Here is a 26,129-nt window from a genome sequence, read left to right on the forward strand (position 1 = left end):
TCTTTCGAGGACTATTTTTTTTTTACTGATTGTATCGTTCTTTATACTTTTTATACAAATTAGTCTGATGTGATTCGAGTGAAACGTTACGTCCTTGAATAAAGGCCTGAATGAGTTTATTGGTTCTCATGTCTAGGGCATCACCTTCAGAGATAAAAAGCGTAGCTTGTTTCCCTACTTCTAAACTTCCGAATTGGCTATCGATTCCTAAAATTTTTGCGGTATTTAAAGTAATCAACTGTAACGCCTGCTCTTTGGTTAATCCATAACCTGCACACGTTCCTGCTTGGAAAGGCAAATTACGTGTATTCATACGTTCCATATCACCACTATTTTCCAAGCCAACGATTACTCCTGCTTTTGTTAATAACGTGGCTAATTTATAAGGCAAATCTACGTCATTTTCATCTAACATTGGTAAACTATGGGTACGCTGTAATAAAACCGGTATGTTATTCTTTTTCAATAAATCTGTTACTTTGTTAGCCTGATACCCTCCAACGATGACTACTTTTTTAATTCCCAAAGCTTTGGTAAACTCCACTGCATCGATAATTTGTTTTTCTTCATTAGCAGTTACAAAAAGTGTTTGAGACCCTTCGAAAAGACCTTTAGTTGCCTCGTAAGTCAGATTTTTTTGACTGGAACTTTCTGATACATAAGCTTTTGCTAAGGCGAAAAAAGTCTTAATTTCTTCAACCTGCTTTGTATACTCTTTATTTGCTTCAATTGTTCCTGGTTCTGCCCACCATCCCGATCTTCTGAAAGTTGATGGAAAATTTAAGTGAATGCCATCGTCAGCCTTCACAATAGCATCTTCCCATGTCCATGCATCAAGCTGAACGATAGAAGAAGTTCCGGGAATTCTCCCTCCGCGAGGTGTAATTTGTGCTAATAAAACGCCATTCATTCGAACGGTTTCATTGATTCTTGATTCGGAATTATAAGCAATAATACTTCGAACATGAGGCGTAAAAGTTCCTATTTCATTTTCATCATCTGAAGCTTTAACCGCATCAATTTCTACCAAACCTAGTGTAGCGTTAGGAGCAATAAAACCTGGATAAACGTGTTTCCCTTCGGCTTGTATCACTTGATCATAAGCCGAAACATCGAAACGAACCACACGAGCATCAGCTACTAAAGTTAATTTCCCGTCTTTAAAGCCAATGACACTATTTTCTATCACTTCCCCATTACCTAAATGCGCAGTGGCATTCATGATTAAAATGGATTTCGATTGTTTAGGCGCAGGTATTTGCTGTGCTTCCATTCCTAAGAAAGGTAACAACAAAAAGGCTATTTTATATAAGTTTTTCTTCATAATCTTAATGTTCTAATGTGTCACAGTGGTATTCAATTTTTTCTTTCTTTTTAGGCTCCTGCGTAATCATTCCCTTATTTTTCTCTTGTAATTGTTGCATGATTAGCTCGCTTTTTTCTTTTGCAAGATTAGCCCTTTGTATTTCATCGGTTTCAATATCAAAATATACCACACCTTCAATCATTGTTTTTTCCGCTTTTGCATAAACAGACAATGGGTTATCGTTCCATAAAACCAAATCGGCATCTTTTCCTACTTTAATACTTCCTACTTTATCATCTATATGCAAAAGTTTTGCAGGGTTCAAGGTCACAAATTTCCATGCCTCTTCTTCTGAAACATTTCCGTATTTTACAGCTTTAGCAGCCTCTTGATTTAAACGTCTTGACATTTCAGCATCATCAGAATTGTACGCTACAGTTACTCCTTGATTGTGCAATAAAGCGCCATTATATGGGATAGCATCGTTTACTTCGTACTTATAAGCCCACCAATCTGAAAACGTAGAAGCTCCTACACCATGTTCTTTCATTTCGTTGGCCACTTTATATCCTTCTAGAATATGTGTATAAGTATTTACTCTGAAACCAAATTTTTCGGCAACACGCATTAACATTAAAATTTCAGATTGTACGTAAGAGTGGCAAGTAATAAAACGTTTTTTGTTGATAATTTCAGCTAAAGTTTGTAACTCTAGATCTACTCTAGGTGCTTTTACTTTACCTTTTTTTCCTTGAGCATTAAATGCTTTCCAAGCCTCATCATACTCTTTAGCTCGATTAAAATAATCCATGAACACTTGTTCAACACCCATTCTGGTTTGAGGGAAACGTGTTGGATTATTGATTCCCCAATTAGCTTGTTTTACATTTTCACCCAAAGCAAATTTGATGAATTGTGGGGAATTTTTATAAATCATTTCATCTGGAGACAATCCCCATTTCCATTTCACAATAGCCGATCTTCCGCCGATTGGATTAGCAGAACCGTGTAATAACTGAGATGTGGTAACTCCACCGGCTAAATTTCTGTAAATATTAATATCATCACTATTAACAACATCTTCGATAGTTACCTCAGCTGTAGCATTATGTCCTGATTCGTTTACCCCTCTTGAAATAGCGATATGAGAATGTTCATCGATAATTCCGTTCGTTAAATGTTTTCCTTTCCCATCTATGACTTTAGCAGAAGGATCTGAAAGATTCGTTCCTATTGCTGCAATTTTTCCGTTTTTGATTAAAACGTCAGTTTCTTTTAAAATTCCTTCTTTCTCATTCGTCCAAACGGTTACATTTTTAAACAAAAGGGTTTCTTGTTTCGGTTTTTGTAAATTACCAAAAGGCAAGTTTGGAAAAGTCACTGGAAAAACTTTGTTTATTTCAAGTTTTGCCGTTTCCTCCGCTTTCTTCTCTGTTACTGAAGTTTTCTTAGCGGACCAGTAACTTTCTGTTCCATTAGCCATAGTCGCTTTTCCTGAAAACTGATTGGTATCAGTCACCAAAGCCATTAATCGGTGAAATTCAACTTTAGTTGAATCATCCGATTTTAGTAGTAAATTGAACCAATTGTTAGCCATCGATAGTTTTGCATTCACTTTTTTATCCTCTGAAGTTTTCACTTCTGCTTTAGGTGAAGACAACTCTCCTTCTATTTTTAATTGGTACGTTTTATTATCGAAAGTCAATTCGTAATTGCCACGAACATCTTTACTATTCATGTCGTTTACAACATATTTATTTCCTAAAACCCAGTTTTCATACAAAATAGTTTTCTCATCAAAGAAATCTCCTGAAGTAACGATAAAATTAGCATACGCTCCATTTTTTAGATTTCCTAATTCCGCTGGTTTTCCTAATAAAGAAGCAGGAACTGTTGTTAAAGCTTCTAACGCCTTGGTCTTGTCAAAACCATATTTAATCGCTTTTAATAATTTCGATTTGAAATCTTCTAGTTTTTTAAGTTTATCGGTAGTAATTGCAAAAACAACACCGTTTTCTGTTAACACTTTTAAGTTCGTAGGAGCTTGATTCCAAAAACGCATGTCTGCTAATTCCATTTGATTGGCCTGATACGGATCGCTAACATCGTAAGCATCGGGAAAATTTACGGGAACAATAAATTTAGCATTCGTCTTTTTTATATCATCTATTCGTTCGAACTCGTTTCCTGATCCTTTTAGGATATAATTAATTCCGAATTCTTTTCCAATTTTTGCCACGCGGAGTGCATTTAATTTATCTTCTGCCGCAAAAATCTGAACTAGTTTTTCATTTTCTATTAAAGCTTCCAACGAAGAATCTTTATATGTAGAATTTCCATTTTTATACCAATTCTTATCGTGGTACATTTGTTTCAACAATGCGATCATTCCCATTAAAGAACTTGGATAAGCCTGATTGGTAGTGACACTTCGTGTGAAAGCAAAATGTTGAGTGACTTTATCAAATAAGATTTTATTGGTTTTAGATTCGTCACTTAAAGGAACTATCAGACCTGTACCACGTGCTACACCATCTGCCATATGTGTATTCACAACGCCAAATCCCGCTTTAAGAAATTCCTCCGCTTTAGCAGAATCATATTTATAAAATCCTGAAGCATTTACTTCCGAACGAATATGTTCATTCCAGTAAAATCCTTTACGTTTAGTATCATATAAAGGTTCACGGCTACCAGAATAAGCGGCTGGATTAGCTACTCCAAAATTGGTATACATATCTATAAATGAAGGATAAATTGTCTTTCCCTCCATATTATAAACTACACAATTTTTAGGTAAAGCAACCGACTTTCCTACATTGATTACCTTACCCTCTCGAATTAGTAAAGTTCCTTGCTCAATGACTTGGGTTGGAGTTACATAAATTTTAGCATTGGTAAACGCTGTAAAATTGTTATTTTCATTACGGACACTTTCATTGTTGGGAAAGTAATCCTGGGCTGCGAGGCGGGAAAATGGCAAGCCCAACAAAAGCAGAAATAGTAGTTTTTTCATTTTTGGTTATGGTTAATTTTTCTAAAAATACTTAAAAGTAAGTTTCTCTTGCCGAGTCTTATAATTTTTAACACTTTTTTAAAGTTTCTTTATTTTAAGATTATAAATTATTGCTTTTAAATATTTATATTATTAATATTGTATTTATTTACGATATAAATTTAGTATACGCCATGTTAGTTAAAGTTTTTGGAAGCACCGTTTTCGGGGTTGAAGCCACAACCATTACTGTAGAAGTAAACATAGACAAAGGTATTGGGTACCATCTTGTAGGACTACCAGACAATGCCATAAAAGAAAGTAGTTATCGTATTGCAGCTGCTTTAAAAAATAATCATTATCATTTTCCCGGTAAAAAAATCACCATCAATATGGCTCCTGCCGATTTGCGCAAAGAAGGATCTGCCTATGATTTGACTATTGCTCTGGGGATTTTGGCTGCTTCAGGACAAATTAAATCTGAAGCAATACACCAATACATCATTATGGGAGAATTATCTCTCGATGGAAGTCTACAACCCATTAAGGGAGCTTTACCTATAGCTATTAAAGCCAAAGAAGAAGGTTTTAAAGGATTTTTTCTACCTAAACAAAATGTAAAAGAAGCCGCAATTGTTGCCGGACTAGAAGTATACGGAGTAGAAAATGTAACGGAGGTAATTGATTTTTTCGAAGGAAAATCCAATTTAGTCCCTACAACAATTAATACACGTGAAGAGTTTTACAAAACTTTAGACTATCCAGAATTTGACTTTGCTGATGTCCGCGGTCAGGAATCGATTAAACGATGTATGGAAATTGCAGCTGCCGGAGGACATAATATTATTTTGATTGGCCCTCCCGGAGCAGGAAAAACGATGTTAGCCAAAAGATTACCTAGTATTTTGCCACCCATGACCTTAAAAGAAGCTTTAGAAACGACTAAAATTCATAGTGTCGCGGGAAAAGTCAAAGATACTGGACTTATGAATCAACGTCCGTTTCGAAATCCGCATCATTCTGCTTCCTCAGTTTCATTGGTTGGTGGTGGAAGTTATCCACAACCTGGTGAAATTTCTTTGGCTCATAATGGTATTTTATTCTTGGATGAATTACCAGAATTCAAACGAGAAGTGCTAGAAGTAATGCGCCAACCTTTAGAGGATCGAGAAGTTACGATCTCTAGAGCTAAATTTACCATAACCTACCCATCCTCTTTTATGCTTGTGGCGAGTATGAATCCTAGCCCAGGTGGCTATTTTAATGATCCGAATGCCCCTGTAACCTCAACTCCCAATGAGATGCAACGTTATTTGAGTAAAATTTCGGGGCCTTTATTAGATCGTATTGATATTCACATTGAGGTTACTCCCGTTCCTTTCGAAAAACTTTCAGATGACCGTCCTTCTGAAAACAGCGCTAGCATCAGAGCTCGTGTCACAAAAGCCCGAGAAATTCAATCGGAGCGATATGCATCATCTGACACTATACACTATAATGCACAAATGTCTACCAAACAAATTCGAGAATACTGTAAACTAGACGAAATTTCCTTGAACTTACTTAAAACTGCTATGGAACGACTCAATCTTTCTGCTAGAGCTTATGATCGAATTTTGAAAGTATCTAGAACGATAGCCGATTTAGAAAACAGTACTCAAATTCAATCTCACCATATTGCCGAAGCCATTCAATACAGAAGTTTGGATCGAGAAGGATGGTTAGGATAACTTTGGAAACCTATAATATCTAGCGCCTAAAAGTTGAGGATTGTCTTTTTCTATATAGTCTAAGGCAAACTCCTCATCTGGAGGCAATATGGAGTCTTTTACTTCTTTTTTGTGCAGTTTGACATAGGTTTCAAAATCTATAGGCTGTGCTTTTGCTAAAGTTTCAAATAGCAACACTTTTTCTATCACCGATTTCCATGAAGACTCCACAGTTCCTTCGAAAACTTTTGATTTTGAACCACTACCATAAGCAATGAAACCAAAAACTTTGTTGGTTAACTCCGTTTGTTGTTGCAAATGATAACAAAACGTAGACAATAACCCCAAAAAGATAGAGCCTGTGTACATATTACCAACTAGAGCGGAAGCTATTTCTGCCGGGTGTAATGTTTTATTTAGAAATTCAAGATATTCTTGGTTTTTGGCTACACTTCTAACATACTCTTTGTCCGATGCTTTCTCGGGTGATTTGAGTTCTCTGGTAAAAATATCTACAAAAGTTCTTCGACCCTGAAAACAATAAGGCAAATGCATAATGATATTTTCCCATTGGGTAAACAACCCCTTAGGACTATTGGTAATTACTTTATAATGTTCATAAGCCTCAGTAATACGATTCACATAACATTGATTGGAGTATTGCCCATCGAAAACCGGCTGTTCTTTGTATAATGCTACTTCATTTTCCTCAATATCCATCCACAATGGATTAGAAGAATCATTAGTTATTTGTTCTTTAGTAAAATACCTTCTCGGTTTAAAAAAATCGAAAACTCCTTGAGAAGAGACGCCCGTTTTACTAGAAAACGAAAGAAGTTTGGGATTGGAGGCGATTAACATAGCCACCGCACCAGCACCTTGTGTGTATTCTCCAGTAGAATTAAGATCATATTTTGCATTATCCGTAGCAATAACAATAGCTTTTTGGTCAGGATTTAATCGGATGTAGTCAAGACAGGTCTGAAGAGCATCTACAGCACCAATACAAGCAAAGGTCATATCTACGGCATCACAATTTTTAAAAACCCTTGAACCCAATTTCTCTTCCAATAACTGAGTCACATAAGAAGCCACGGGCTTTGATGCATCAATACCGCTTTCTGTACCTACATAAATTCTACTAATTTCACTTGGAGATAAGCTGTAATTCTCGATTAATTTTAAAGCGGCATTTGCGGCAAAAGTAACCACATCTTGGTGTACATCCGGAAAACTCATTCGCTCTAAGCCTAACCCTAAATGCAGTTTTTCATATTCAATATTACGATGTTCGGCAAGTGTTTGTATCGGTAAGTACAATTTAGGCAAATCGAAAGCTATAGCATCAATTCCAACTTTCATGGATAAGTTTTTATGGGTTTGAGAGGTAAATTTATCGATTTTAAAAAGAAAACATCCTATTTTGATTTTCATTTTCAACTCATCACCCAATTATTATGATTTTTGGATAATTTCGAAAAAAAATCTTAAAAAACACATGTTAAACAAGTCTTTTTTAAGATTTTAAAAATTACGATATCAATAAAAACAGAAGTGATAATCGTCTAAAACGATTGGTTGTATCTTTTATGTATTCTATTACAATCCCAATTCGGTGAAAGTATCTCCTTGATGAATATCTCCAGTATTGAAACCACGCAGGAACCAGTATTTACGTTGTTCTGATGTTCCATGAGTAAAAGATTCTGGTACAACTTGTCCTTGCATCCTTTTTTGAATAGCATCGTCACCAACAGCTTCTGCAGCACTTAAGGCTTCATCGATATCATCTGGATCTAAATATTTTTGATTGTATTTTGCCCATAAACCGGCATAGAAATCAGCTTGAAGTTCTAAAGCTACCGAAAGTTTATTGGCCTCTGTTTGATTGGTTCTAGATTGTAATTGTCTCACTTTATCTGAAGTTCCTAGTACTGTTTGCACGTGATGTCCCACTTCATGCGCAATAACATAAGCTATGGCAAAATCGCCTCCTTTGGCGCCGAAACGTGTTTTTAACTCGTTGAAAAAAGACAAATCCATGTATACTTTTTCATCACCGGGACAATAAAAAGGACCGGAAGCAGCCGTTGCAGAGCCACAGGCAGTCTGTACTGCATCGGTAAATAAAACCATTTTTGGGAAACGATAGTCTAAATTATTTTCTGAAAAGATCTGCTGCCAAGTGTCTTCATTATAAGCAAATACCGTTTCTACAAAATCACCCAACACCTTTTCTTCTTCTGTTAAAGGTCGTTGTTCCGATTGAACTTCGGTTGATTGTTGATTCATTTGCTCTAATACCGGAACAATCATTTGGCCTGTTTCGCCTCCAAACAAATTCAACAAAAGAATGATAACGCCTACTATTCCTCCCCCCGCAATTATCTTCCCGCTTCCAGACATTCCTCTTCTGTCTTCTACATTATCACTTTGACGATTACCTTTCCATTTCATATTTTTTATTTTTTTGATTTATTAAAGTTCATGTTTTATTTTAACCACTTTAGCAATAAACTCTGAAAAACATCTTTATCGATTGGTTTGGAAATATAATCGTTCATACCGGCATCAATACATTTTTCACGTTCCCCTTTAACAGTACCGGCTGTAAGAGCAATAATAGGAATATCCCAATTCAGTTGTCGGATCTCGACAGCGGTTTCATATCCATTTAAAACAGGCATTTGTATATCTAACAATATCAAGTCTGGATTGAATTCATTGAATCTTTCTATAGCAATTTTACCATTTGGAGCTTCAATTATAGTAGCTTTAGGCATTAACTTTTTAATCAAAGTTCTGGCCAACAACATGTTAATCTTATTATCTTCTACCACCAATATCTTCTTCTCCATTTCAAAAATATTTTTCTTAAATTGAAAACTAAGATCTTCATATTTAACCTCAATATCTTTGATATCGATTGTATTTAAACCTTCCTCTTCGGAAAAATAAACCACATTCAAATCGAAATAAAATGTACTCCCTTTACGAAAATCACTCATTAACACCAGACTACTTCCCATCAGATTAAGAATCTTATTCGAAATAGCCAATCCCAATCCTGTCCCACCGTATTTCCGCGTGGTAGAGTTATCTTCTTGTGAAAAAGGTTCAAAAATTTTCTCTTGATTTATTTTTTTTATTCCGATGCCACTATCAATCACCGAAACTCTTATTTGGGCTTTATCCTCTGTTTTATCGATCAAATCTAATCTTAACTCCACTGTTCCTTTACTAGTAAATTTTACGGCATTAGAGAGTAAATTGAGTAATATTTGTTTCACTCTCAAGGAATCGGTTTCTATATATTTAGGTACGCCAATACCAATATTAAATCTTAAATCGATATTTTTTTGGACCGAATCGAACCTAATAATATCTAAAACCTGATGGGCAATTTCATAAAGATTTACTCGGCGGATATCCAACTCTAATTTTCCGGTTTCAATTTTAGAAAAATCAAGAATATCATTAACCACATCTAACAATATTTTAGCAGATTTATGAACTGTTGCCAAATATTCCAGCTGATTTTTATCCAAATGTGTTTCCGTGAGAATATCAGTAAATCCGATAATTGCGTTAAGCGGTGTTCGAATTTCATGACTCATATTTGCTAAAAATTCCGACTTGGCTTTATTGGAAGCTTCCGCTAATTCACGAGCTTTCTTCTCACTTTCTATGGCTCTTTTTTCCGTAATGTCAATCAATATTCCTTCTATGTAAGCTACTTTCCCGTCTTTGACAATAGAATCTCCGAATTCTTCAATCCAAATGTATTCGCCCGATTTTCTCTTTAATCGGTACATTATATGAAAGGGTTCATTTTTTTGAATACTGAGGATCGTGCTATCCAGTAAATCTCGTTTATCATCCGGGTGCACTAAATCTAAAATATTGATTTCTCCTTTTATGAATTCCGCTTTAGTGTAACCGGTAAGTTTTTCAATTTCGTCATTCAGATATACTTTTGTCCAATTTGGATCAAACTTAGACAGGTAAACGGTTCCTGGAATATTATCTGCCAATAATTTGAACTTTTCTTCGCTTTCCTGAATGAGTTTTTCGGAATTGATCCGCTCAATAGAAGCAGCGATATTGCTGGAAAGGATTTGCATGACATCTAATTCGTCATCAGCCCATTTGCGACCATTAGTACAATCATCAAAACCGATAAATCCGAACAAGCTGTTTTTAACAAAAATGGGGAAAACTACAATACTTAAAACTTCTTGTTGTTTTAATGTTTTTCTAAGTTCTTCACCTTCAACTTCATCTATAAGTTGGTTGACAATTTTATTCTTTAGTAAGATTTCCATCATAGAACTTAACGTTTTATGTGGAATATCTAATAAGGTAACATCTTCTTTTATGGATGCAATTCCTTCTTTAAGCCACTCGTGTTTTAAACTTACTATGGATTGAAGGGAATCATTTTCGAAATAATAAATTCGGTCTACATTAGCCGCTTTTCCTAAATTTGATAAGGTAGTTTTGAAAATTTCTTCAAAAGCTTCATTAATATTCGATTTTTTAAGTAAAATTTCTGTTGTAGAAGCAATTGCTGCCAAAATTTTGGTCTTTTCTTCTAATTTTTTTTCTGTTTCAAGACGCTTATTGGATTCTATAGTCAGTGAGATCACATCCGAAACGGAACGTGCAAAATTAATATCATCATTGTCCCATTTTCTTGGTTCCGTGGTAGTCTCGAAGCAAAGAATAGAATTCAACTCACCATTACTCATTACCGGAACATCTAATAGTGATTTGATGTTGTTACTGCTAAAATATCCTTTAGTGGCCAATTCTTTAGTAGCTACATCATGATAAACATCAGAAGCTACGATAATTTTATCCTTTAGTAAAGTGTCAAAATATGTAGGATAATCTGATTTGTAAATAGTATCATCATGTTCAAAATCATTTTTATCTAAAGAATACAAACTCTGACAGTGTAAATTGTCTCCATTGTACGACCAGAAACTGATTCTGTTGATTTTTGAACCCTGTGACGTTTCTTTAAGAATATGTTTCACAATGTTCTCAAAGGAATCTCCAACGGTATATTGCTTAGTGACTAAATTGTTAATGGTTTTATTATAAACTTCTGTTTTCGCATGTCGGTAGTGCTGTTCTATTTCTATTTTTTTCAACAGAGTAATATCTCTGGCTATAGCCCCAAAACCTGTTACATTTCCTTTTGAATCATGAGTAAGTGAAATCTTTTGCGAAATCCATAATTCGGTTCCATCTTTTTTTCGGATAGGAAATTCAATTGCTGGAATTTCCTCTGTTTTGGAATAATGTTTTTTGTAGAATGACAAGACCTTCGAAACATAGTCCTCTCTGATAAAATTTAAAAAATGTTTACCTAGAATATCCTTATCTCTATAATTTAATAGTTTTTTAGAAAAAGGATTTAAATAGATCAGATAACCATTTCTGTCTGTTTCATAAATTATATCCGAAGCACTTTCAATTAATGTTTTGTAATGATTTTGTGTTTCTGTCTGTTTGGTAACATCTTGACCTATACCGATATAAACACCTTTAGAATATATCGAATCTTTCCATTGTATGTACTTGTAAGTATTGTCTTTGCATTTTAATTTTCTGGTATAAAGATTTTCATTGATTTCATAATTCAAAGGAGAAAATTCTTCATCTTGAGTTAATTTCCAAAAATTCAATCCTTTTACTTCTTCAACCTCATAGCCTAAAATTTGTTTTACATTTTGACTACAATAAATCACTTCACCCAACTTATTAACAACCACTACCAATGAAGTTCCTTTATTCACAATGTTATCCGCAAATAAGAAGTTTTGTCTTACCTTTAAGCTTATTTCGTATCGAACATGACTTAAAACTGAAATTAAAAAAGTAGTATAAAGTATTGTTATTCCATATATATTAGGTATGAGTGTTTGAACAATAAAAAATATAAAAAGGATTAAATTGGAGACGATAAAAAACCAATAATGAATATTATTTTTTAATACGGTATAGGCTAAAATATAAAGTATAATTAAATCAAAGTAAGGTGATATAAATTCGGGAGATTGAAGAATCCTGTAAATGGTTATACCATAGTAAATAAAAAATAAAATTAAAGCTAGTTGTTCCAGATGATTCCTTACTATTTTAAACCTTTGGCTTAAAAAATAAATACCTACAAGAATTAATCCTATAAAAATATTAAACTCTAAAACTTCATCATTTCTTAAGGTAAAATATTCAATGACGTACTCAATGATAGGTATTGTAATCCCTATAAATAAAAAATACAAACTATAGAGTTCGTTTGAATTTTCTATTTCTAAATAGTTTTTAATCTTGGAGTTAGTGATAGTCGAATATTTTCTGAAACCATAGATTAAAAATGAAACCAATAAAATCGAAAATAGGGTTATAAACCACCAAGAATGATAAACACCATTGGCAATTAACAAGAAACTAGCCCTTAAATCAACCATAGAAGTCGAATTAAGCATTGCAACACTTCCAATAAAAGGTACTACATTCATTAACTTAGGGGGTCTGTTTTTTAATCTGTTCGTCTAAAATTAGTAAAAAAAATAATACTTTTTTTTAATCCGAAGCTTTTTTATTCTTCTCCTCTATCCACTTGGACATGAATCTAGTAGCTTGAAAGGCTTGTTGTTGCAGTAGATTGCCAATAAAATTGTTTTGTCTGTGTTTTTTAAGATGATTCGAAAGTTCCATTAATTTGAAAGAAAATTCTTTCTTAAAATTATCTTGACTGAATTTCTCTAAAGCTATATATCCCTTTTTTTGTCTCTCATTCCACAAATTCTGATCGGTATATAATCTAATCGAAGCTTCAATAAACGAATCCCAATCATTCATGACAAAACCATTCCATTCTGATTCAGAAACTATCCCTTCAGCACCAATACTCGTAGTAATAGAACAGGTCCCCACTTGCATTGCTTCAAGTAATTTTCCTTTCTGACCGGCTCCAAAACGCAAAGGAGCTAATAAAACTTTAGCCTTTTCTATAACCTCAGAGGCACTTTGTGCACGTCCCGTAATCAAAAAACCTTCTTTTTCATTGTGCAATTGCAGCACTTTCTGAGTTGGATATGCACCATAAATCAACAATTTAGCATCGGGAAGTCTTTTTCTTATGGTTGGCCAAATCTTAGTTTTCAGTTCTTTAACCGCATCCCAATTAGGCTCATGTATAAAATTTCCAATAAAAACAAAATTCTCCCTCTCTTCAAATGTGAGCATTTCCGATTGCTTTTTTACTTCATAAAACAAAGGCAAATAGTAAAGTAATTCCGATTTGAGACCAAAAATTTCCTGAAGAATATACATTTCAAACTCCGAAATCATTAAAGTCAAATCGCAACGGTAAATACTGGCAATTTCTCTTTTGGCAATATCCGATAACAACAAATCTTCCAACACAAAAGTATTCCCTTTTTTAATCGCATTTTGACGTTCTAGTCGAAGACAATGCAAATCCTCTGTATCTAAAATTCGTATAGTCTCTGGACAATTTTCGGAAATTCGCCAACCAAACTGCTCCTCTGATATGTAACGATCAAAAAGAACGATATCCGGTTGTAATTTTGCTACAAACTCATCAAAACTGGAGGAATTAAGTTCAATACTTTTTTTTTGTATTCCCTTTGATTGCAAATCAAATGAAAATTCACTTTCCTGAGCTGCTGAAGCAAAAATAATCTCGAAATCCTGTGCCAAAAATAGATCCATCAACTGCAATATTCGGATTCCCGCCGCAGAAGAATTTGGTTCTGGCCAAACCAAACCAATGACTAAAAGTTGTTTCTTTTTCAAACTGAAAATTTTATACAAAATACCCACTTTTATCTTGAAAAATCAATTCCAAAAAATGTAATTTTGCAATCTTATTTTGATACAATGTTAGGATTAAAATTAAAAACAGACCCAAAGTGGGTAAATATTGCAGAAGGAAATATTTCCGAAATTTTGTCAGACCATGCTTGGTGTGAGCAAAAAGCAGCAACTAACGCCATTACTTTGATTATCAATAATTCTGAAAAAGAAGAATTGGTGACCGAATTAACCAACATCGCTTTAGAAGAAATGGAACATTTTAAAATGGTTCACAATATAATCAAAGAACGTAATTTAGAGTTTACACGCGAGCGCAAAGACGATTATGTTAATCAATTGGCCAAATTCCTCAAAAAAGATGGAAGTCGCGAACAATCTTTAGTAGATCGATTGCTCTTTTCTGCAATGATTGAAGCTAGAAGTTGTGAACGTTTTAAAGTTTTATCGGAAAACATTCAAGACGAAGAATTGGCTAAATTTTATCGAGATCTAATGATTAGTGAGGCCAATCATTATACTGTTTTCTTGAATTTTGCCCGAAAATATGGCGATGTTGAAGAAGTAAACAAAAGATGGAAAGAATGGATAGATTACGAAGGTGAGATTATTACCAATTACGGTAAACAAGAAACCATTCACGGATAATTTAGAGCGTTCAGATTTTGAACGCTTTTTTTGTAACATTTTTTTAAATTCACATTCTAATTCAATAAATAAAAAACAAAAAATTATGCAAGCTCATGAAATTGATTACCATATTTATGGTGAAGAAATGCAATATGTAGAAATAGAACTAGACCCACAAGAAGTTGTAGTTGCTGAAGCCGGAAGCTTCATGATGATGGACAACGGTATTAAAATGGAAACTATTTTTGGAGATGGTTCAGCACAGCAATCCGGAATGTTCGGAAAATTATTAAGTGCCGGAAAGCGCATTTTAACGGGGGAAAGCTTGTTTATGACTGCTTACATGAATCAGGATTCTGGTAAACGCAAAGTGTCGTTCGCTTCTCCTTATCCCGGAAAAATAGTGCCTATCGATTTGACGCAATACCAAGGAAAATTCATTTGCCAAAAGGATTCTTTCTTATGTGCTGCTAAAGGAGTATCTGTTGGTATTGAATTTTCTAGAAAATTAGGACGAGGTTTGTTTGGAGGTGAAGGTTTTATCATGCAAAAAATTGAAGGAGACGGAATGGCATTCGTTCATTCTGGAGGAACTCTTGCCCGTAAAGAACTTAAGGCAGGAGAAGTGTTAAAAGTAGACACCGGATGTATAGTAGGTTTTACCAAAGAAGTCGATTATGATATTGAATTTATCGGAGGTATCAAAAACTCTATTTTTGGAGGCGAAGGTTTGTTTTATGCTACACTACGCGGTCCCGGCATTGTATACATTCAATCGTTACCATTTAGCCGATTGGCTGGTAAAATAATGGCGGCTTCGGGTATAAACAGCACAAAAGAAGAAGGTGGTGTTCTAGGCGGTTTAGGAAAAATTGTGGATGGAATATAAAAAAATAAAGCCCGGGCAAATGCCGGGCTTTATTTTTATCATAAGTCTATTTATTCTTCTTTTTCCCAACTTCCAACAACAGAAGTAGCCAAAGCATTTCCTAAAACATTGGTTGCACTTCGGAACATATCACAAAAATGATCTATTGGTAAAATTAAAGCAATTCCTTCCACCGGAATATCAAACATACCACAAGTTGCAGCAACAACTACCAAACTAGCTCTTGGTACGCCGGCAATACCTTTACTAGTTAACATTAAAACCAAAAGCATTGTCATTTGTGTTCCCAAATCTAAAGGAATTCCGTAAGCTTGTGCAATAAAAATAGCAGCAAACGTCATATACATCATACTTCCATCCAAATTAAAAGAATACCCCAAAGGCAACATAAATGATACAATTTTATCTTTTACGCCAAATCGTTCTAACTCTTCTGTCAATTTTGGAAATACCGCTTCACTACTTGTTGTACCGAAAGCAATAACCAACGGACTGGTGATACGTTTTAACAACGTTGTCATTCTTCCTTTTAAGAAAATATAACCAATTAACAATAAAACTATCCAAAGAGATGAAATCCCAACTAAAAAGGATCCGAAATACTTAGCATACGTGAACAATAATTCGTTCACATCACGAATAGCAAATACACCTGCAATAGCACCAAAAACTCCAATTGGAGCGAACTTCATAACATAATTCACCATTTTTAAAATGATGTGTGATGTTTTATCTAATGCAGATATTACTTGTTTGGTATGATCTCCTAATGAAGCGGCTGCTAATCCAAAAAATATCGAAAAAATAACAATTTGAAGAATCTCGTTAGTAGCCATAGCTTCTACAACACTCTTTGGAATAATGTGCTCCACAAAATTCTGCGCTGAGAATTGTTTCGTTTTTTCTGTCACTTCACTCGCAGTAGCTAAATCAACATCCGATAAATTCAGACCCGCACCCGGTTGTAAAATATTAACCCAAAATAATCCGATAAGTAAGGAAATAAAAGAAGCTGTAAAGAACCAAATTAAAGCTTTCCCTCCAATTCTTCCAACGGCTTTAATGTCGCCCAATTTGGCAATACCCACAACTAAAGTTGTAAATACTAACGGAGCGATAATCATTTGAACAAGACGAATAAAAATAGTCGCCAACATTTTTATATAACCACTAAACTCTTTGGCAGTATCAGGAAGGTAATTCTGGTGTACGTAGATTCCAAGAGCAGCTCCCAAAACCATAGCCAATAAAATTTGCATGGTAAGATTTGAAAAAATAGATTTTTTTTGTTCCGGTAAATTTTCTTGATGATTCATATTTTTTTGTTTGTATAGGTCTGTGTATGTTGGTAAATAACTGAGAATGTAAAAGTTCTTGAAATTTACCTTATTATTTATTGTAAATTTTATTTAATAAGTAAAAATCCGCCATCACTATTGCCGCCATGGCTTCCACAATTGGAACGGCACGAGGCACCACACAAGGATCATGACGACCTTTTCCTTGTTGTTCAATTATTTGATTCTGATTGGTTAATACTTCTTGTTTTTGAAGCAACGTCGCAACGGGTTTAAATGCTACTCGAAAATAAATATCCATTCCGTTACTAATTCCCCCTTGAATACCACCAGAGAAATTAGTTTGCGTTGTTCCATCTTCATTGAATAGATCATTATGTTCGCTACCTTTCATTGTGGCTCCTGAAAAACCACTACCATATTCAAATCCTTTTACGGCATTGATAGAAAGCATTGCTTTACCTAACTCGGCGTGTAACTTATCAAAAACAGGCTCACCCAAGCCCACAGGAACATTTTGAATCACACAAGTAATTGTTCCCCCTATGGTATCTCCTTGTTTTTTTACTTCCTTAATAAGAGTTTCCATTTTTTGAGCAACTGCTGTGTCGGGGCAACGAACAGGATTAGATTCTATAAGTGAGAAGTCTAATTCTTGATAAGGTATATTCATTTCGATACTTCCAACAGAAGATACAAAAGCTGTAATTTTAATATCGGGGATAATTTGCTTTGCAATGGCTCCAGCTACAACTCGACTGGCAGTTTCACGGGCTGAACTTCTTCCTCCTCCTCGATAATCTCGAATACCGTATTTTTTCTCATACACATAATCGGCATGACTAGGTCGGTACGTTTCTTTAATATGTGAATAATCGTCCGACTTTTGATTGGTATTTGGAATAACGAATCCGATAGGCGTTCCTGTAGTTTTACCTTCAAAAAGACCCGATAGAAAACGTACTTCATCTTCTTCTTTTCGTTGTGTCACTATTGAAGACTGTCCTGGCTTTCGTCTTTGCATTTCATATTGAACCGAATCTAAATTTAACTCGATCCCAGGAGGACAACCTTCTATGATACCGCCCAAAGATTCTCCGTGAGATTCACCGAATGTGGTTATTTTAAAAATATTTCCGAAAGAATTCCCTGCCATTATATTTGTTTGCTAACAAAAATAAGGTTTCTTATCTATGTTTTAAAATTTATAGTCCTAAAACTTAATCAGAAGAATCAATTAAATTAAAACATTCATTACATTGACTCAATGATTCTTATATTTAAAAAAGCTATTCACTTGACAATGAACAACTAAGAGAAAAGATTAAAATATTCTTCCTTTTTAAACGAATACTCCAATGAAAAAAACCTCTATAAATTTTGATTTAAAAACAATATTTGTACATTTACCTTCGTTAAAACTAAAATTAACATAACATGAAAAAATTATTTTTATCAGCTTTTATGCTGTTAGGTTTAGCATTTAATGCGCAAGCTCAAGACATTTCTAAAAACGCTTTAGGTCTACGTTTAGGGGACAACGACGGTTTTGGTGCTGAAATTTCATACCAAAGAGGATTATCAAAAAGCAACCGTTTAGAATTTGATTTGGGTTGGAGAAGCAATAACAATGTTGATGCTTTCAAATTAGCAGGTTTATACCAATGGGTTTGGAACATTGATGGAGGTTTCAACTGGTATGCTGGTGTTGGCGGTGGTATAGGAAGTTGGAGTGCTGATGATTATTACATCGGTGGTACAAGATACGATGGTCCTAGTGAAACTGCAGTTTTTGCAGCTGGTGATATCGGTATCGAATACAACTTTGACGTGCCAATTCAATTATCATTAGACTTCAGACCAGAATTTTATTTCAATGATAACCTTGCAGATGACTATGGATCTGACATTGCTTTAAGTATCAGATACCGTTTCTAATCGGAAATAAAATATAAAAATGCCTTCTGAATTAGAAGGCATTTTTTTTAGTCTTTTCTAGAGCTTCCTCGTATACATTTTCGTATAGAGGAACAATTTTGTCTATGAGAAATTTTTTAGCTGTTTCCAAAGCATTATGCTTAAACTCATTTAGGACAACTTCATTTCGTAGTATCTTCAAAGCATTTTCAGCCATATCGTCTACATCTCCTACATTACTCAAATACCCTGAGTAACCATGACTATTAACTTCCGGTAAACCACCAGTATTACTCGAGACTACAGGAACACCACACGCCATCGCTTCTAAAGCAGCTAATCCGAAGCTTTCCGTCTCAGAAGGTAATAAAAATAAATCCGAATAGCCTAAAATTTGATGTATCTCGTTACTATTTCCAAAGAAAATGACTTTATCTTGAATTCCTAATTTTTCGCATAGTTCTTCTGCTATCACTTTTTCAGGTCCATCCCCAACCATCATTAACTTTGCAGGAATTTTTTCTTGTATCCTGTAAAAAACATTAACCACATCTGGAATGTTTTTAATTTTTCTAAAATTACTGATATGCGTGATAATCCTTTCGTCTGAATTTGCCATTACAGAACGTTTACAAACCTGATTTCTGTTTATCGTTTCATCTATTTCGATAAAATTAGGAATCACAACAATTTCGTTTTTAATATCAAACAATCGCAATGTTGCTTCCTTTAGACTCTGAGAAACCGAAGTCACCACATCAGATTTATTGATACTAAAAGTTACCGCCGGTTTGTAAAACGGATGATTTCCCACCAAAGTAATATCGGTCCCGTGTAATGTAGTTACCATAGGAATATTAATCCCTTCATCCTTCAACATTTGTTTTGCCATATACCCTGCATACGCATGAGGTATAGCATAATGCACATGAAGTAAATCGATATGATGTAACTTAACCATATCTACCAATTTACTCGATAATGCTAATTCATAGGGTTGATAATGAAATAATGGATATTCAGGAACATTCACTTCGTGATAATGAACATTCGGGTTGAGAAGTGCTAAACGTACAGGTTGACTGTAAGTAATAAAATGAATTTCGTGTCCTCTACGAGCCAATTCTAAACCTAACTCTGTAGCTACCACGCCACTACCTCCAAAAGTTGGATAACAAACAATTGCTATTTTCATGCAACTAATTTACTCAAAAAATGAGTCGCAGTATTTTATTTTAGAGAAAATTAACGATTAGTTAAGCAGCGCATCGTAAATAATCTGCTGGATTTTTTCGCGAATGCCTTCTTTGGAAAGTTTATTTGACGCGTTACTATCTGGGAATGTCCTGTTAGACAGAAAAATATAAATTAATTCCTGATCGGGATCGGCCCATGCGATGCCTCCTGTGAAACCTGTATGACCAAAACTAGTTAATGAAACACATCCGCAAGTGGGACCATCTCCTTTTAATTGAGGCTTATCAAATCCTAAACCTCTCCTATTTCCCTCCGGACAATAGTAACAAGTGTTAAAAGCTTCTAGGGTTTGAGGTGAAAAATATTCGATTCCGCCATAATTCCCTTTTTGGATAAACATTTGTAGCATTTTTGCTATATCCATTGTATTCGAAAATAACCCTGCATGACCACCTACCCCACCTTGCATCGCGGCAGCCATATCATGTACATATCCCTGAACGATGTCGTGTCTGAAGTAGGTATCGTTTTCGGTTGGAGGAATTACATCCATATCAAATTTACGCAATGGATTGTATAAAGTATTGTTCATACCGAGTTTAGAAAAGAAATTTTCCTCTGCTAACACATCCAAAGTCTTGTGATGATGGCTTTCTAAATACTCTTGTAAAAGAATAAAAGTAAAATCGCTGTACCTATATTCTTTTTTAGGAAGTAACTTGCTTCGAATAATTTTATTAATGATAGAATCCTTGTATGCGTTGGTCAAAAACAAATTTTCAGAAACTTGAACGGTGAACTCTTTAGTCTGTGTGGAACGATAAAATTGACTTAACGGCTTTTTAGTAACCGAATCCAAAGTTGCTTTATAAAACGGTTCCCAAGCTTGCAGTCTAGCATAATGAGAAAGTAATTCTTTGAAAGTTATCGATTCTTTGTCAGTCCCTTTGGCTTTATGAACCATTTGGCCTAAAGTTGTCTCCAAATTTATTTTATCACGATCATAATCCAACATTATATTGGGTAAGGTTCCAATAATTTTAGAAAGCGAAGCAATATCGTAGATGTCAGAGTTTTTTACTTTAATTTCTTTTTTATAGGTATGGTAGCCAAAAGCTTTTTGATACACCACTTTCCCTTTTCTCGCAACTAAAATTTGCGCTCCAGGAGTAATCTTATTGGCAATGGCATCATTTGTGATTTTATCGATTTCTTTTAACTTTTCCGAATTAAGACCAACACTTTCCGGATTAGCAAACCCTAAAACATTCAATTTTTCTGTGGAAAGACCATGACCTACTTCATAGTTTGCATTAATCGAAACCGGTAATTTTCCTTTCGCTTCGATAGCTCCAAAAATAAGCTCTGCCGATACTTCCTGTGCTATTTCTCCATTTTGATACGAAACAATTACGCTCTTGATGTTTTCAAAATTTTGCAAAGATTTTAAAATGTAGGGCTTCGCAAACACATCTAAAATAACCTGTTTTTTATCTGAAATTTTGGTAATGTACTCTACTTCTTTTGCAGTAAACTCATGCTTTTTCCACCAAGATCGATCAGAAACATGGTAACCAATAATTACCTTGTCGTAATCTTTCAATTCCAATAGTAAAGAATCTATATTTTGATTAGATACTTCGGTAACTTCAGTATATTTTTTTAAACTTGTCAAAAACTTATTCCCTGAATCATCTCCCAATTTCACATACGCAATTTTGGTTTTAGCCAGATTCTTAATAGGCAACTGCTCATGATCATTTTTTACAACCGTTACGGCATTTTCATACAATTTATACAATAACGTATTGCTGTAAGAAGTATTTAGGTCTTGTGAAATATTGGCTAAATCGATTGGTTTGTATTGATTTAAACCCGATTTGTATTTATGAGCCAAAATCTTTTTTACAGAATGCTCTATTCTTTCATCTGTAATCAAAGTATCTTTATAAGCTTGTGTAAATTTTTGAATGGCTGTAGGCACATCTTCCGCAAAAAGCATGATATCGTTACCCGCTAGGAAAGCGGCCAAATCAATTTCTCCTGGTTTTTTAAAGTTACTAGCTCCCTTCATATTCAGAGCATCAGTAAAAATAAGACCTTTAAAATCCATTTGATGCTTCAAAATATTGGTCACCACATTATAAGAAATAGAAGTAGGAAAATTTTCTCTTGGCTCTAAACTAGGCACATTCAAGTGAGCCACCATTACCGAAGCCAAACCGTAATCAAACATTTTTTTGTAAGGATACAGTTCAACATTGTTAATCCGTTCCTCAGTAAAATTAACCATTGGCAAGGTATGATGAGAATCAGTTTCAGTATCTCCATGACCAGGAAAATGCTTACCCGTTGCAAAAATCCCCTGATTTTGAATCCCTTTCATCAAAGCTAATGCACGACGAGTTACCTCTTCCTTATTTTCTCCAAAAGAACGATTACCGATAATAGGATTATTAGGATTGGTATTAATATCTAGAACAGGAGCAAAGTTGAATTGAAGTCCCAAACGTTTTGCCTCTTTGGCCATTTGACCGCCAAGTTCTTCGATTAATTTCATATCCTGAATTGCCCCAAGAGTCATATTCCAAGGATATTTGTAAGTAGAATCCAAACGCATACTCAATCCCCATTCGGCATCATTTCCTATAAAAAGTGGTACTTTAGAAGAAGCTTGAAAACGATTGGTTAATTTCGCCTGACGAAAAGGTCCTCCTTGAAAAAAAATCAATCCTCCTATTTTATAATTTTTGACTAATTTTTCAAGTGAATTAAAATGAACCGTATCTTTATTTGAATAGGCAGCCACCATAAACAGCTGACCTAATTTTTCTTCAAAAGACAAAGAATTATAAACACTATCTACCCATTTCTTTTCTCCAGTAGTTTCGGGAAAAAGATTAAAACCTTCTTTAGAAATTGCATCGATTTCGGAGATTTCGATATCATTTTTAACCGCTGTTGAAGAGGCGGTAATACCTTTTTTTCCACTAGAACAATTCCATGTAAATAATGCGACTAAAACAAGTATTGTAAGTTGGAAAAAAAACTTCTTCATAAGTACTTTAAAAAAATTAACAAGGGTAGAATTTAAAAAAAAGCCAATTTCAAACTATGCTAAAATTGGCTAAACTATGATACTAAAAAAATCTGCTGTGCCAACTTTCGGAAGCAGGAACTTCCCATGACTCGTTGAATTCTTCTATGGTGTTGACCAAATTATTAAAAACAATGGTTGAGGCGGTAACTGCTTTGTCTTTAGCCATTTTTTTAAAATCGATTAAAGATTTATGCGCAATGAATTCACCATTTTTGAAGGTCACATTCATTTTATCTAATAAATCTACCTCATATTTTTTCTCTAGTGCCTGAATAAATTGCACCGAAGCATCTATAGAACAACCCGAAGCAGCATGTACTTCCTGATTTACAGCAATGATGATAAATCGGTTATATTTTGTAATAAAAGAAGCTTCTAGACCTGTACCATGAGCAGACCAGTCTTCGATGAATTCTTTTACAGAAGATTCAATTTCTGACATTTCTTCATCGGAAAATTTTCTATTGGATTGGTATATCCAAATTCGTGAATGTTCCGGTAATGTATCAAAAGGTACAAACATATTTTTTTATTAAAGATTGGTTTTGGATCTCTAATTGATCCAAAACCTAATTAGTGTATTAAAAATTATAAATCTTGAGCATTTGCTATTAACTCAGCTACATCCAACACTTTAACATCATGTTCACGGTGTTTCGCTTTGGTTCCATCCGTTAACATTGTGTTACAAAAAGGACAACCGGCTGCGATAATTTGAGCATTTGTTTCTAAAGCATCTTCTGTACGCTCTACGTTGATGTCTTTATCACCATTTTCTGGCTCTTTAAACATTTGAGCTCCACCCGCACCACAACATAAACCGTTTGCTTTAGAACGCTTCATTTCTACTAACTCGGCATCAAGTTTTTGTATTAAATCACGAGGAGCTTCATATATTTTATTAGCACGTCCTAAATAACAAGGGTCATGGAAAGTGATTTTCTTTCCTTTAAATTGACCTCCTTCAATAGTCAAACGTCCTGAATCTAATAATTCTTTTAAAAACTGCGTATGGTGTAAAACCTCATACTTTCCTCCCAACTCAGGGTATTCATTTTTTAAAGTATTAAAACAGTGAGGACAAGCTGTTACTATTTTTTTTGCTTCATAAGCATTTAAAACTTCTATATTCATAAAAGCCTGCATCTGAAATAAGAATTCATTCCCAGCTCTCTTTGCCGGATCTCCCGTACATCCTTCCTCTGTTCCCAATACTGCAAAATCTACATTGGCACGATTTAAAATTCGGACAAATGCTTTAGTGATTTTTTTGGCTCTATCATCAAAACTTCCTGCACAACCTACCCAAAATAACACTTCCGGTTGTTTTCCTTGAGCTAACATTTCGGCCATTGTAGGCACTACTAAATTTTCTGACATACAATTTATGTTTATTTTTTGGTTAGGTTATTATTTAGACTCTTTTTCGTCATCGAAAACCTCAATGGTTACTTTTTTCTCAATCAAATCGGTAAACTTACCTCTGTATCGTGTTGCTTTCACTAAATGATTGTCAATCCAATGGTAATTTCCTCCACGAGGTTTTCCCATAATCATACCGTGATATTTAAAACCATGTTGCTTCAACCATTGCTCGGTATATTCTCTGTGTGCTTCGGTTCTAGAAGTGAAGAAGAAAATTATATGTCCTTGATCATACCATTTATTTAAAGTCGCCAAAGCATCGGGGTATACCTCTGCTGTAAGCATTCTTTCTGGTTCTTCGTTAGGAATATCATCACAGATGGTCCCATCAATATCAATCAAATAATTTTTAATTCCCGGAGGCAATATAGGACTGATAGTTTGCCCTTCTACAGAAGCAGCTACTAATTTTTTATCTAAATCTTCTATATTCATTATTGCTCGTCTTTCCAGTTTAATCTATCCATTTGACTATATTGCCAAGGTGCACTATTATTTTCAATATTAGTCATCATCGCATTCAAAGACATTGGTGCCGCGCTTTGTTCCATTACTAAATAACGACGCATATCCATGATGATAGACAAAGGACTAATATTTACAGGACATTCTTCAACGCAAGCATTACAAGAAGTACAAGCCCAAAGTTCTTCTGGTGTTATATAATCGTTCAATAGCGATTTATTATCCGGTACAAAAACACCATTATTTTTATCCATATTATCACCTACTTCTACTAGACGGTCTCTAGTATCCATCATGATTTTTCTTGGAGACAATTTTTTACCGGTTTGATTTGCCGGACAAGAAGAAGTACAACGTCCACATTCGGTACAAGTGTAAGCATTTAAAAGCTGTACCCAATTTAGATCTTGAACATCTGATGCACCAAATTTACTAGGAACAGCTTCTGCATCAGGAGCAGGTGCTGCGAAAGGATCTACATTAGGATCCATCATCAATTTTACTTCTTTAGTAACGCTCTCTAAATTATCAAATTTCCCTAGTGGATTCAGATCCGCGAAATACGTATTAGGAAAAGCTAAAATGATATGAAGGTGTTTAGAATAATATAAATAATTCAAGAACACCATTACCATCATAAAGTGTCCCCACCAACCTACTCTTTCTAGGACATGTAATGTACCTTCGCTAAGTGAACCAAATAAAGCTGGACCTAAATGTTGTGAAATTGCAAAACCAAAAGAACCTTGACCTTCAAAATGCGATTTCCCCATATTGTACAACACTTCATCTGTACCATTCATGGTAAAAATACAAGCTACTAATACAATTTCCATTATAAGGATTAGGTTAGCGTCTTTTTGAGGCCATCCAAGTAGTTCAACTTTGTTTAATCGAGGTAATTTCAATAAATTTCTTCTCGATAAAAATGCTACGGTAGCTATTAGCGCCAACAACGAAAGCACTTCGATAAAACTAATTAGGAAGGTATAAAAACCACCTAAAGAAGGTTTAAAGAAACGGTGAGTTCCGAAAATTCCGTCTACAAGAATTTCTAGTAGCTCTATTTGTGTGATGATAAACGCTGCATACAAAGCAAAATGTAAAACAGCCGGAACCGGACGCGTGAACATTTTCTTTTGTCCAAAGGCCACTAAAGCCATGTTTTTCCATCGTTCAGAAGCATTATCCGATCGATTAACGTCTTTTCCTAATTTAATGTTACGAATGATTTTCTTTACATTTTTGGCAAAGAAACCCACTCCTACTGTAAGAATGATTAAAAATACAATGCTACTTAAATAACTCATAACGGTTTATTTGGTTTTGATTGGTATGGTTTGA

General features: G+C 34.6%; 18 protein-coding genes. 4 read left to right on the forward strand and 14 right to left on the reverse strand.

Annotated features, from left to right (window positions below):
• Positions 1–22: 22 nt before the first annotated feature.
• Both NAT50_RS05310 and NAT50_RS05315 read right to left on the reverse strand, forming a co-directional pair.
• Positions 23–1,324, reverse strand: coding sequence for an amidohydrolase family protein (locus tag NAT50_RS05310; RefSeq protein WP_250592132.1), 1,302 nt, complete (start codon positions 1,322–1,324; stop codon positions 23–25).
• A gap of 4 nt (positions 1,325–1,328) precedes the next feature.
• A complete protein-coding gene (locus NAT50_RS05315; protein ID WP_250592134.1) occupies positions 1,329–4,322 on the reverse strand; it encodes an amidohydrolase family protein in 2,994 nt (997 codons plus the stop codon).
• 173 nt (positions 4,323–4,495) lie between these two features.
• Here NAT50_RS05315 and NAT50_RS05320 point away from each other — a divergent pair, with 173 nt between their 5' ends.
• The gene (locus NAT50_RS05320; protein WP_250592136.1) at positions 4,496–6,031 is read left to right on the forward strand and encodes a YifB family Mg chelatase-like AAA ATPase; all 1,536 of its coding nucleotides are present in this window, start codon (positions 4,496–4,498) and stop codon (positions 6,029–6,031) included.
• On the opposite strand, the gene NAT50_RS05325 is transcribed toward NAT50_RS05320, so the two are convergent.
• The 4 genes from NAT50_RS05325 to NAT50_RS05340 form a co-directional block, all read right to left on the reverse strand.
• Complete coding sequence (locus tag NAT50_RS05325; RefSeq protein ID WP_250592402.1) at positions 6,023–7,372, reverse strand: hydroxymethylglutaryl-CoA synthase family protein; 1,350 nt, start codon at positions 7,370–7,372, stop codon at positions 6,023–6,025. The two genes, NAT50_RS05320 and NAT50_RS05325, sit on opposite strands and share 9 nt — an antisense overlap.
• A 237-nt stretch (positions 7,373–7,609) precedes the next feature.
• A complete protein-coding gene (ypfJ, locus tag NAT50_RS05330) occupies positions 7,610–8,467 on the reverse strand; it encodes a KPN_02809 family neutral zinc metallopeptidase (protein WP_250592138.1) in 858 nt (285 codons plus the stop codon).
• Between the two features lie 35 nt (positions 8,468–8,502).
• Positions 8,503–12,543: a PAS domain S-box protein gene (locus tag NAT50_RS05335; protein WP_250592140.1), complete on the reverse strand. Its 4,041-nt coding sequence runs from the start codon at positions 12,541–12,543 to the stop codon at positions 8,503–8,505.
• Positions 12,544–12,607: 64 nt separating this feature from the next.
• On the reverse strand, positions 12,608–13,846 hold the full coding sequence (locus NAT50_RS05340) for a glycosyltransferase (RefSeq protein ID WP_250592142.1): 1,239 nt from the start codon (positions 13,844–13,846) through the stop codon (positions 12,608–12,610).
• Positions 13,847–13,930: 84 nt separating this feature from the next.
• Between NAT50_RS05340 and miaE the strand changes: the two genes are divergently transcribed.
• Complete coding sequence (gene miaE, locus NAT50_RS05345; RefSeq protein WP_250592404.1) at positions 13,931–14,512, forward strand: tRNA-(ms[2]io[6]A)-hydroxylase; 582 nt, start codon at positions 13,931–13,933, stop codon at positions 14,510–14,512.
• An 85-nt stretch (positions 14,513–14,597) separates the two neighbouring features.
• Positions 14,598–15,383, forward strand: a complete 786-nt coding sequence (locus NAT50_RS05350; RefSeq protein WP_250592144.1) for a TIGR00266 family protein — start codon at positions 14,598–14,600, stop codon at positions 15,381–15,383.
• Positions 15,384–15,433: 50 nt separating this feature from the next.
• Here NAT50_RS05350 and NAT50_RS05355 read toward each other — a convergent pair whose 3' ends face one another.
• Positions 15,434–16,699 (reverse strand): dicarboxylate/amino acid:cation symporter, encoded by a 1,266-nt coding sequence (locus NAT50_RS05355; protein WP_250592146.1) that lies wholly within the window; start codon positions 16,697–16,699, stop codon positions 15,434–15,436.
• A gap of 73 nt (positions 16,700–16,772) precedes the next feature.
• Positions 16,773–17,837, reverse strand: a complete 1,065-nt coding sequence (gene aroC / locus NAT50_RS05360) for a chorismate synthase (protein WP_250592148.1) — start codon at positions 17,835–17,837, stop codon at positions 16,773–16,775.
• 281 nt (positions 17,838–18,118) lie between these two features.
• Here aroC and NAT50_RS05365 point away from each other — a divergent pair, with 281 nt between their 5' ends.
• Positions 18,119–18,619 (forward strand): hypothetical protein, encoded by a 501-nt coding sequence (locus NAT50_RS05365; protein ID WP_250592149.1) that lies wholly within the window; start codon positions 18,119–18,121, stop codon positions 18,617–18,619.
• A gap of 31 nt (positions 18,620–18,650) precedes the next feature.
• Here the strand turns inward: NAT50_RS05365 and bshA are convergent, their stop codons facing one another.
• From bshA to NAT50_RS05395, 6 genes are all read right to left on the reverse strand, one after another.
• A complete protein-coding gene (gene bshA, locus NAT50_RS05370) occupies positions 18,651–19,793 on the reverse strand; it encodes an N-acetyl-alpha-D-glucosaminyl L-malate synthase BshA (RefSeq protein WP_250592150.1) in 1,143 nt (380 codons plus the stop codon).
• A 57-nt stretch (positions 19,794–19,850) separates the two neighbouring features.
• On the reverse strand, positions 19,851–22,853 hold the full coding sequence (locus NAT50_RS05375) for a glycoside hydrolase family 3 N-terminal domain-containing protein (protein WP_250592151.1): 3,003 nt from the start codon (positions 22,851–22,853) through the stop codon (positions 19,851–19,853).
• 82 nt (positions 22,854–22,935) lie between these two features.
• Positions 22,936–23,418, reverse strand: a complete 483-nt coding sequence (locus NAT50_RS05380; protein ID WP_250592152.1) for an ABC transporter ATPase — start codon at positions 23,416–23,418, stop codon at positions 22,936–22,938.
• 65 nt (positions 23,419–23,483) lie between these two features.
• Positions 23,484–24,275 (reverse strand): (Fe-S)-binding protein, encoded by a 792-nt coding sequence (locus tag NAT50_RS05385; protein ID WP_250592153.1) that lies wholly within the window; start codon positions 24,273–24,275, stop codon positions 23,484–23,486.
• 30 nt (positions 24,276–24,305) lie between these two features.
• On the reverse strand, positions 24,306–24,755 hold the full coding sequence (locus NAT50_RS05390) for an LNS2 domain-containing protein (RefSeq protein WP_250592154.1): 450 nt from the start codon (positions 24,753–24,755) through the stop codon (positions 24,306–24,308).
• Positions 24,755–26,095 carry a (Fe-S)-binding protein gene (locus NAT50_RS05395; RefSeq protein ID WP_250592156.1) on the reverse strand — a complete coding sequence of 447 codons (1,341 nt, stop codon included), beginning with the start codon at positions 26,093–26,095 and terminating at the stop codon, positions 24,755–24,757. The genes NAT50_RS05390 and NAT50_RS05395 overlap by 1 nt, the downstream gene beginning before the upstream one ends.
• Positions 26,096–26,129 lie beyond the last annotated feature (34 nt).

Source organism: Flavobacterium luminosum, from assembly GCF_023635005.1.
Lineage (GTDB): Bacteria > Bacteroidota > Bacteroidia > Flavobacteriales > Flavobacteriaceae > Flavobacterium > Flavobacterium luminosum.

What these genes read in the sequence shown, in the direction of transcription:
- aroC (WP_250592148.1), bottom strand. Translation starts at nt 17,837, where the DNA reads ATGGCAGGGAATTCTTTCGGAAATATTTTTAAAATAACCACATTCGGT.
- NAT50_RS05380 (WP_250592152.1), bottom strand. Translation starts at nt 23,418, where the DNA reads ATGTTTGTACCTTTTGATACATTACCGGAACATTCACGAATTTGGATA.
- NAT50_RS05385 (WP_250592153.1), bottom strand. Translation starts at nt 24,275, where the DNA reads ATGTCAGAAAATTTAGTAGTGCCTACAATGGCCGAAATGTTAGCTCAA.
- NAT50_RS05335 (WP_250592140.1), bottom strand. Translation starts at nt 12,543, where the DNA reads ATGAATGTAGTACCTTTTATTGGAAGTGTTGCAATGCTTAATTCGACT.
- NAT50_RS05325 (WP_250592402.1), bottom strand. Translation starts at nt 7,372, where the DNA reads ATGAAAGTTGGAATTGATGCTATAGCTTTCGATTTGCCTAAATTGTAC.
- NAT50_RS05365 (WP_250592149.1), top strand. Translation starts at nt 18,119, where the DNA reads ATGAAAAAATTATTTTTATCAGCTTTTATGCTGTTAGGTTTAGCATTT.
- miaE (WP_250592404.1), top strand. Translation starts at nt 13,931, where the DNA reads ATGTTAGGATTAAAATTAAAAACAGACCCAAAGTGGGTAAATATTGCA.
- NAT50_RS05320 (WP_250592136.1), top strand. Translation starts at nt 4,496, where the DNA reads ATGTTAGTTAAAGTTTTTGGAAGCACCGTTTTCGGGGTTGAAGCCACA.
- NAT50_RS05355 (WP_250592146.1), bottom strand. Translation starts at nt 16,699, where the DNA reads ATGAATCATCAAGAAAATTTACCGGAACAAAAAAAATCTATTTTTTCA.
- bshA (WP_250592150.1), bottom strand. Translation starts at nt 19,793, where the DNA reads ATGAAAATAGCAATTGTTTGTTATCCAACTTTTGGAGGTAGTGGCGTG.
- NAT50_RS05395 (WP_250592156.1), bottom strand. Translation starts at nt 26,095, where the DNA reads ATGAGTTATTTAAGTAGCATTGTATTTTTAATCATTCTTACAGTAGGA.
- ypfJ (WP_250592138.1), bottom strand. Translation starts at nt 8,467, where the DNA reads ATGAAATGGAAAGGTAATCGTCAAAGTGATAATGTAGAAGACAGAAGA.
- NAT50_RS05390 (WP_250592154.1), bottom strand. Translation starts at nt 24,755, where the DNA reads ATGAATATAGAAGATTTAGATAAAAAATTAGTAGCTGCTTCTGTAGAA.
- NAT50_RS05375 (WP_250592151.1), bottom strand. Translation starts at nt 22,853, where the DNA reads ATGAAGAAGTTTTTTTTCCAACTTACAATACTTGTTTTAGTCGCATTA.
- NAT50_RS05315 (WP_250592134.1), bottom strand. Translation starts at nt 4,322, where the DNA reads ATGAAAAAACTACTATTTCTGCTTTTGTTGGGCTTGCCATTTTCCCGC.
- NAT50_RS05350 (WP_250592144.1), top strand. Translation starts at nt 14,598, where the DNA reads ATGCAAGCTCATGAAATTGATTACCATATTTATGGTGAAGAAATGCAA.
- NAT50_RS05310 (WP_250592132.1), bottom strand. Translation starts at nt 1,324, where the DNA reads ATGAAGAAAAACTTATATAAAATAGCCTTTTTGTTGTTACCTTTCTTA.